Annotated in this window: 8 protein-coding genes; 1 reads left to right on the top strand and 7 read right to left on the bottom strand. The window is 69.4% G+C overall.

What is annotated here, in order from left to right; translation table 11 throughout:
• Positions 1-137: 137 nt before the first annotated feature.
• The gene (locus IU449_RS26650; protein WP_228805780.1) at positions 138-509 is read left to right on the top strand and encodes a hypothetical protein; all 372 of its coding nucleotides are present in this window, start codon (positions 138-140) and stop codon (positions 507-509) included.
• A gap of 119 nt (positions 510-628) precedes the next feature.
• Here the strand turns inward: IU449_RS26650 and IU449_RS26645 are convergent, their stop codons facing one another.
• The 7 genes from IU449_RS26645 to trpC all read right to left on the bottom strand — a co-directional run bounded on the left by IU449_RS26645 (position 629) and on the right by trpC (position 8,248).
• A complete protein-coding gene (locus IU449_RS26645) occupies positions 629-1,537 on the bottom strand; it encodes an acyl-CoA thioesterase (protein ID WP_195004911.1) in 909 nt (302 codons plus the stop codon).
• A complete protein-coding gene (gene pyk, locus IU449_RS26640) occupies positions 1,537-2,958 on the bottom strand; it encodes a pyruvate kinase (RefSeq protein WP_195004910.1) in 1,422 nt (473 codons plus the stop codon). The genes IU449_RS26645 and pyk overlap by 1 nt, the downstream gene beginning before the upstream one ends.
• A gap of 160 nt (positions 2,959-3,118) precedes the next feature.
• Positions 3,119-3,613: a TM2 domain-containing protein gene (locus IU449_RS29725; protein WP_195004909.1), complete on the bottom strand. Its 495-nt coding sequence runs from the start codon at positions 3,611-3,613 to the stop codon at positions 3,119-3,121.
• A 236-nt stretch (positions 3,614-3,849) separates the two neighbouring features.
• Positions 3,850-5,274: a prolipoprotein diacylglyceryl transferase gene (lgt, locus tag IU449_RS29910; RefSeq protein ID WP_416382247.1), complete on the bottom strand. Its 1,425-nt coding sequence runs from the start codon at positions 5,272-5,274 to the stop codon at positions 3,850-3,852.
• A gap of 63 nt (positions 5,275-5,337) precedes the next feature.
• The gene (gene trpA, locus IU449_RS26625; protein ID WP_195004908.1) at positions 5,338-6,138 is read right to left on the bottom strand and encodes a tryptophan synthase subunit alpha; all 801 of its coding nucleotides are present in this window, start codon (positions 6,136-6,138) and stop codon (positions 5,338-5,340) included.
• Complete coding sequence (trpB, locus tag IU449_RS26620) at positions 6,135-7,430, bottom strand: tryptophan synthase subunit beta (RefSeq protein ID WP_195004907.1); 1,296 nt, start codon at positions 7,428-7,430, stop codon at positions 6,135-6,137. The genes trpA and trpB overlap by 4 nt, the downstream gene beginning before the upstream one ends.
• The gene (gene trpC, locus IU449_RS26615) at positions 7,430-8,248 is read right to left on the bottom strand and encodes an indole-3-glycerol phosphate synthase TrpC (RefSeq protein ID WP_195004906.1); all 819 of its coding nucleotides are present in this window, start codon (positions 8,246-8,248) and stop codon (positions 7,430-7,432) included. The genes trpB and trpC overlap by 1 nt, the downstream gene beginning before the upstream one ends.
• Between the last annotated feature and the right edge of the window lie 61 nt (positions 8,249-8,309).

The raw sequence follows: 8,309 nt of genomic DNA, 5'->3' as shown, positions 1-8,309 counted from the left end.
GCAGGGTTCATGCGGGCAGTTGCGGGCAACCGCGTAGGGCATAAAACCGCAGGTCAGACAGGGTACGGAGGCACTGTTTCCCCATGTCACGCAACCACCCGAAACGCATCTCGGATGTTTCGCTCCATGTGTATGCCATGCCGGAAACTCTCGCTCGGGTCGTCGACACCGTCCGGACGGTGGTGGACGATCACCTCCAGGATCGCGATGTCTTCGCCTGGCGGTTCACCCTTCCCACGGGCGAGGAGGATCCCGCGCACATCCTGCTCGCAGCCCAATGGCCGCTCGAGCATCCCGGCGAGCAGCCGGGGCTCAGGAGCACCTACGAGATCGCGGTGAGCCTGGTCGGCGCGCCCGAGGACCTCACCGAGCCGGATCTGGAGGCGCTGCGGCGGCGACTGCTGGACGAGACCGCCGAACTCGGCTCCGCCGGTGCCGGCCTGCCACGCACCATCACCGTGCGCAGGCGGGACAGTTTCGACTACGAGTTCGAGCGCGAAATCCTCTGAAACGGCGATCGGTGCCCGAGACCATCCCGGGCACCGATATCAGGTCGGTCGTACCGCGCGGGCATTCGGTGTGATGCGGCGGTCGGTCTCGAGGACCGGTCCGCCGTCGCGGCCGACGGTCAGCGCCGCGGCGGGAAATGCCGGATCATGCCTTCCTGCACCGTGGTGGCCAGCAGATCGCCACCACGGGAGTAGAACCGGCCGGTCGCCAGGCCGCGTGAGCCCGCCGCCACCGGCGATTCGGTGGCGTAGAGCGCCCAGTCGTCGAATCGGAAGGGCCGGTGGAACCAGATCGAATGGTTCACGGTGGCCGCCACGATGCGGTCCAGACCCCACGACAGACCGTGGGTGGTGAGGATCGAGTCGAGCACCGTGGTGTCCGAGGAATAGCCCAGCGCCGCCACGTGGATCAGCGGATCGTCGGGCAGCGCGCCGTCGGTGCGCATCCACACCCGGTTGTGGTTCAGACGCTCGCCGGTGCTCTTGAGGATCCAGGCCGGATCATTGGTGTACCGCATGTCGATCGGGCGCGGGGCCTTGATGAACATCTCGAGCTTGTCCTCGAAGCCCTCGAAGCTCGCCTCCACGCGCGGCAGCGTCTCCGGGTCGGGCACCTCGGGCAGGGCGTGCGAGTGTTCGAGGCCCTTGCCGTACTCCTGGAAGGCGGCCAGCATGACGAACAGTTCCTGATCGTCCTGCAGGGCGGTCACCGTCCGGTTCGCGAACGCGCGGCCGTCGCGGTGGCGCTCCACCCGGTACTCGATCGGCTGCTTCGGGTCGCCGCCGCGCACGAAATGCGCGTTGACCGCGTGGATGGTCCGCTCCCCCGCGGTGCGACCGGCCGCAATGATGCCCTGGGCGACGAGCTGTCCGCCGAAGGTGCGGCTCCACACCTTGTCCGGGTGGTGCCCGATGAAGACATCGGGCTCGGCTTCATCGAGGTCGAGCAGGCCGAGCAAGACGTCGAGGTCCGAGGTTTTGTCCGGTACCGGCTCGGAGCCGACGGAATCACTCAGCGAAATGCTCACTAATGGTCCTCCTCACCGATGCGGTGCACGTGGATCAGGTTCGTCGACCCGACAGTACCGGGCGGGGAACCTGCCACGATGACCACCAGATCGCCCTTGCGGTAGCGGCCCATCGACAGCAGCGCCTGATCCACCTGGTGGATCATGGTGTCGGTGCTCTCGACCGTCGGCACGATGAAGGTCTCGGTGCCCCAGGTCAGCGACAGCTGGCTGCGCACCTCCGGCAACGGGGTGAACGCCAGCAGCGGCAGCGGGGTGTGCAGGCGGGCCAGGCGGCGCACGGTGTCACCCGACTGGGTGAAGGCCACCAGGGCCTTGGCGTTGAGGCGTTCGCCGATGTCACGGGCGGCGTAGGAGATCACGCCGCGCTTGGTGCGCGGCACGTGGGTCAGCGGCGGCACCCGGGTCGAGGATTCCGACTCCACGGCGTGCACGATGCGCGCCATTGTGCGCACTGTCTCGATCGCATAGGCGCCGACCGAGGTCTCACCCGAGAGCATCACCGCGTCGGCGCCGTCGAGCACGGCGTTGGCCACGTCGGATGCCTCGGCGCGGGTCGGGCGGGAGTTCTCGATCATCGACTCGAGCATCTGGGTGGCGACGATGACCGGCTTGGCGTTCTCGCGGGCCATCTGGATGGCCTTCTTCTGCACGAGCGGCACCTGCTCGAGCGGCAGCTCCACGCCCAGGTCGCCACGGGCGACCATGATCGCGTCGAAGGCCAGCACGATCGCCTCGAGATTGTCGATCGCCTCGGGCTTCTCCAGCTTGCCGATCACCGGCACCCGGCGCCCGACCCGATCCATCACGTCGTGCACCAGCTCGACATCCGACGGCGAGCGCACGAACGACAGCGCGATGAAGTCCACGCCGAGCTTCAGCGCGAACTCGAGGTCCTCGATGTCTTTCTCCGACAGCGCGGGCACCGAGACGTCCATGCCGGGCAGCGAGACGCCCTTGTTGTTGGAGACCGGACCGCCCTCGGTCACCCGGCACACCACGTCGTCGCCCTCGACGCGGACGACGACCACGCCGACCTTGCCGTCGTCGACCAGCAGGCGATCACCGGGCTTGGCATCGGCGGCCAGTTGCTTGTAGGTAGTGGAAACACGGTCGTGCGAACCCACGATGTCCTCGACGGTGATCCGGACTTCCTCGCCGGTGGCCCACACCGTACGGGACTCGGCGAAGCGGCCGAGCCGGATCTTGGGGCCCTGCAGATCGGCCAGGATGCCCACGGCCCGGCCGATGTGGTCGGAGGCCTCGCGCACCTTCTTGTAGTTCTCGGCATGGTCGCTGTGTTCGCCGTGGCTGAAGTTCAGCCGCGCCACATCCATGCCGCTCTCGACGAGTTCGCGGATACGTTCCTCGGTGGCAGTGGCCGGCCCGAGTGTGCACACAATCTTCGTCCGTCGCATCACGGGTAGAGCGTAGTCCTGCCCTGGGGGTGCAGGCTGTCGCGGCCTCGATGAAGAATGCGTGAACTACGGTGCGTGCGCCTCGCGTGTCGTGCGGCGGACAGCAAACGGGCACCCTCCCGGCGGGGAGAGTGCCCGTCATGGGTCCCGGTGGGACTGCCGATCAGTCGCGCAGCGGGCGACCCTGGGCGTCCGGCACCTTGCCGGTCAGGATCATGACGCCGTCGATGATCGGCCAGATGGCGCCGATGCCGCAGGTCAGCCAGGTGACGGCGATCTGGGCGATGGCGATGCCGGTGTGGCCGAGGTAGAAGCGGCCGACACCGAAGCTGCCGACGAAGATCCCCAGCAGACCCGCGACCAGCTTCTGCTTGTCCGAGTACGGCACGCCGAACGGGTCGCGACCGTAGGGCGCTTCCGGGTCGTTCGGGTTGTAGCCCTGCGGCATCGCGGGCGGGTAGCCACCCGGCTGCCCGTAGCCGGCGGGGGGCTGACCGTAGCCGGCAGGCTGGCCATAGGGCTGCTGCTGCTGGGCGTACGGGTCACTCTGCTGGCCGTAGGGCTGCTGGCCCGAGCTCTTGTTCAGGTCGGGGCCGGTTCCGGGCGGGCCGTACTGGGGGCCGCCGTAGCCCGGGTTGTTCTGGTAGGGGTCGGTCACTCATGTCCTCCTCATTCGTGCGGGCACCTCCTGTTGGCCCCCGTTACGCGATCGGTTCGGGGCTCCCCCGCGACGATCACGCGTCATTCTTGCCGGTCTCGACCCGATTTGTCGCCCCGGCGGCGCCACCGGCCGAGCCGATGACCGCGGGAAAGCGGATCTCGACTCGTTATCGCGGCCGGTGGTCGTTTCGTTGCCGCGTTCCCGCGGCGAGCTTCTCGGTGTGCGCCGCGCTGCTAGTCGGCGCTGCCCGTGGCCGACTTCCCGGATTCGCCGGTGGTCGCGGTCGTGCCGGACGTCCCCCCGGCGGCGGATTCGGCCGGCTGCTCGGACACTTCAGCGGTCGCGGGCTCTCCGGCCGCCGGGGATGCCGGGGATTCGCTCTTCTCGCCTCCGGCGTCGCCGGTCGCCTCGGCGGCGGCCGACGCGGTTTCGACCGTCGCGCCCTCCGACTTGCCGGTGTTCGGCGTCTCGGACTTCGCAGCGCCGGTCTCTGCGGCGCCGGTTGTCGCGGTCTCGGACTTCGCGGCACCATTCGTCACCGCACCGGACTTCGCGGTCCCGGACTCCGAGGAGCCGGGCGCTTCCGCCGCGGCCGTGTCGGTGTCGGCCTTCGTCGCACCTGGCTTCTCGGCGTCGCCCTCGGTGCCGTCCTCCGCGGAACCGGACTTCTCGGCGGCGGACTCGGTGGCCGGGGCGTCGTCGACCGTCGTCGTCGCCGCGGGCGCGGGCGTGTTGGCCTCGAGCCCCGCCGCGCGCACCTTCGCCAGCTGCCACGGCCACGGACGCGGGGTGGCGCCTGGCTGCAGCCGGCTGGGATCTTCCCTGCCCTTGGTCGCGAAGACGACGTAGGCGATAGCGGCGAGGAACACCAGCGCCGAGGTGAAGTTGTTGATGCGGATGCCGAAGATCTCGGTGGCCTCGTCGTCACGCATCAGCTCGACGAAGAAGCGGCCGAAGCTGTAGCCGGCGACGTAGAGCGCGAACAGGCGGCCGTGGCCGATGCGGTAGCGCTTGTCGATGAGCACCAACAGCACCACCACGAGCACGTTCCACAGCAGCTCGTAGAGGAAGGTGGGGTGCACGATCTTCTCGACGACACCGTTGGAGACGCCCGCCATGGCATCCGGGTCGCCGTCGGAGTCGAAACGCGGGTAGATCTCCAGGCCCCACGGCAGGGTGGTCTCCCGGCCGTAGAGCTCCTGGTTGAACCAGTTGCCCAGTCGCCCGATGGCCTGGGCCAGCAGCACCGGCGGAGCGATGGCGTCGCCGAACGCGGGCAACGGGATCTTGTAGACGCGGCAGGCCAGCCAGGCGCCGACGCCGCCGAGGAAGACCGCGCCCCAGATGCCGAGACCACCCTGCCAGATGTAGAGGGCCTCGATGGGGCGCGCGCCCTCGCCGAAGTACTTCTGCCAGTCCGTCGCGACGTGGTAGAGCCTGCCGCCGATCAGTCCGAAGGGCACCGCGAACATCGCGACATCGAGCACCGTGCCCTCGCGGCCGCCGCGCGCCTGCCAGCGCCGCTCGCCCCACCAGATGGCGACGATGATGCCCAGGATGATGCACAGAGCGTAGGCCCGCACCGGGAACGGCCCCAGGTTCCATACACCCTGCGGAGGGCTGGGGATGTAGGCCAGCACATCGCTTCGTAAGGTCACGGGGCCACCGTAGTCCAGACCCTGTGCCGCAGGCGATCCGGCCGGTGACCGGATGCGGGCGAGCTAGGAGACGACGGTCGCCGAACGTACGCCTTCGGCCAGTTCGCGGGTGAGCGCGCGCACCGCGTCCAGCCCCTCACCTGCCGCGCTGACCAGCGCCGAACCGACGATCACACCGTCGGCGTAGCCGGCGATCTCGGCGGCCTGCGCACCGCTGCGCACACCGAGGCCGACGCCGATCGGGATGTCGCTGTGCGCGCGGATGCGCGCGCACAGCGCGGGCGCGGCCGAGGACACCGCGTCACGCGCGCCGGTGACGCCCATGGTGGAGGCCGCATAGACGAAGCCGCGGCTGGCCTCCAAGGTCTTGACCAGTCGCTCCTCGGTCGAGGACGGCGCGACCAGGAAGATGCGGTCGAGATTGTGGGTGGCCGAGGCGATGAACCAGTCGTCGGCTTCCTCGGGGATCAGGTTGGGCGTGATCAGGCCCGCCCCACCCGCGGCATTCAGATCGCGGGCGAAGCGGTCGACGCCGTAGGCGAGTACCGGATTCCAATAGGTCATCACCACCGCCTGACCGCCCGCGTCGGCGACGGCCTGGACGACCTTGAACACGTCGCGCACGCGCACACCGTTGCGCAGCGCCTGCTCGGCGGCGGCCTGGATCGTGGGGCCGTCCATCACCGGATCGGAGTAGGCCACGCCCACTTCGACGATGTCGCAGCCGGATTCGACCATCGCGCGCACCGTGGCGATCGACCGGTCGAGGTCGGGGTAGCCCGCCGGGAGGTAGCCGATGAGCGCGGCGCGGTGCTCGGCGCGCGCGGCGGCGAACGTGGCGGCGAGACGGGACTGCTGGCTCACTGGGCGGACTCCTTGCCGGTGGTGGTCTGGGCGCCTTCGGCGGGCGCGTCGTCGTCGAACAGACCGAACCAGCGGGCGGCGGTATCCATGTCCTTGTCGCCGCGACCGGACAGATTGACCAGGATGATCGCGCCCTCGCCCAGTTCCTTGCCGAGCTTCAGCGCGCCCGCGACGGCGTGCGCGGATTCGATGGCCGGGATGATGCCCTCGGTGCGGCTGAGCAGCAGCAGCGCGTCCATCGCCTCGGTGTCGGTGATGGGCAGGTACTCGGCGCGGCCGATGTCCTTGAGCAGTGCGTGCTCGGGGCCGACGCCCGGGTAGTCCAATCCCGCGGAGATGGAGTGGGATTCGACGGTCTGGCCGTCCTCGTCCTGCAGTAGGTACGAGTAGGCGCCCTGAAACGCCCCGGGGGTGCCGCCGGTGAAGGTGGCGGCGTGGCGCCCGGTCTCGACGCCGTCGCCCGCGGCCTCGTAGCCGAGCAGGCGCACGCCGGGGTCGTCGAGGAAGGCGTGGAAGATGCCGATGGCGTTGGAGCCGCCGCCCACACACGCCACGACCGCGTCGGGCAGCCCGCCGGTCAGCTCGCGCACCTGTTCGCGCGCCTCCAGGCCGATGACGCGCTGGAAGTCGCGCACCATCATGGGGAACGGGTGCGGGCCCGCGGCGGTGCCGAAGCAGTAGTAGGTGTCCTCGGCGTTGGTGACCCAGTCGCGCAGCGCTTCGTTGATCGCGTCCTTGAGGGTCTGCGAACCGGTGGTCACCGAGACCACCCTGGCGCCGAGCAGGCGCATGCGCGCCACGTTCAGCGCCTGCCGGGCGGTGTCGACCGCGCCCATGTAGATCACGCAGTCCAAGCCCAGCAGCGCGCACGCGGTGGCGGTGGCCACGCCGTGCTGGCCCGCGCCGGTCTCGGCGATGACGCGCTTCTTGCCCATCCGCTTGGCCAGCAGCGCCTGGCCGAGCACATTGTTGATCTTGTGCGAGCCGGTGTGGTTCAGATCCTCGCGCTTGAGCAGGATGCGCGCGCCGCCCGCGTGCTCGGCCAGTCGGGTGCATTCGAACACCGGCGAGGGACGACCGGTGTAGTCGCGCTGCAACCGGTCGAGTTCATCGAGGAAGGTGTGATCGGCGCGGCACTTCTCGTAATCGGCGGTGACCTCCTCGATCACCGCCATCAGCGCCTCGGGAACGTGCCTGCCGCCGTAGACGCCGAAATGACCGCCGTGATCCGGCTCGTGCGCGCTCGGATGGGCGACACCGGCACTGGCCTTGGGCAGTTCGGTCGACGTCATCAGTGACCCCTTCGCGCAGGTTTCGGGCAGGAAGGGTGAGTACCCGCGGTCACCAGTTCCGACACCGCGCCGCGCGGGTCGCCACTGGTCACCAGGCCCTCACCGACGAGCACGGCGTCGGCGCCCGCACCCGCGTAGGCGAGCAGATCGGCGGTGCCGCGGATACCCGACTCGGCCACCCGGATCACCTCCGTGGGCAGGCCGGGGGCGATGCGCGCGAACACGTCGCGATCCACCTCCAGCGTCTTGAGGTTGCGCGCGTTGACGCCGATGACCGAGGCGCCCGCCTCCAGCGCGCGGTCGGCCTCCTCCTCGGTGTGGACCTCCACCAGAGCGGTCATGCCCAGGGATTCGGTGCGGTCGATGAGCGAGGCGAGCACGTCCTGCTCGAGCGCGGCGACGATCAGCAGGATCATGTCGGCGCCGTGGGCGCGGGCCTCGTGGATCTGGTAGGGACCGACGACGAAGTCCTTGCGCAGGATCGGGATGCTCACCGCGGCGCGCACGGCGTCCAGATCGTCGAGCGAGCCGCCGAAGCGCCTGCCCTCGGTGAGCACGCTGATCACACGCGCGCCGCCGTCTTCGTAAGCCTTGGCCAGGTACGCCGGATCCGGGATGTCGGCCAGCGCGCCCTTCGAGGGGCTGGCCCGCTTGACCTCGGCGATCACGCCGATGCCGTCCTCCAGAAGAGCGGCCCGAGCATCGAGGGGCGCGGGGGCCTTCGCCGCGGCTTCCTTGATGGACGCGAAGTCCAGGAAAGCTTCGCGAGCGGCCACGTCCGCGCGAACCCCGTCGAGAATCGAGTCGAGTACCGTCATCTGGCTCGAATCCTTTCCTGGGAGACACCACGTGCTGCCTGAGAATCCCCCCAGGCGCTGT

Source organism: Nocardia higoensis, assembly GCF_015477835.1.
In the GTDB taxonomy this organism is placed as follows: domain Bacteria; phylum Actinomycetota; class Actinomycetes; order Mycobacteriales; family Mycobacteriaceae; genus Nocardia; species Nocardia higoensis_A.
This window is presented reverse-complemented; position numbering and strand designations above follow the sequence as displayed.

Coding starts and splice junctions, on each gene's coding strand:
- IU449_RS26650 (WP_228805780.1), top strand. CDS start 138: ATGCCGGAAACTCTCGCTCGGGTCGTCGACACCGTCCGGACGGTGGTG.
- trpB (WP_195004907.1), bottom strand. CDS start 7,430: ATGACGTCGACCGAACTGCCCAAGGCCAGTGCCGGTGTCGCCCATCCG.
- trpC (WP_195004906.1), bottom strand. CDS start 8,248: ATGACGGTACTCGACTCGATTCTCGACGGGGTTCGCGCGGACGTGGCC.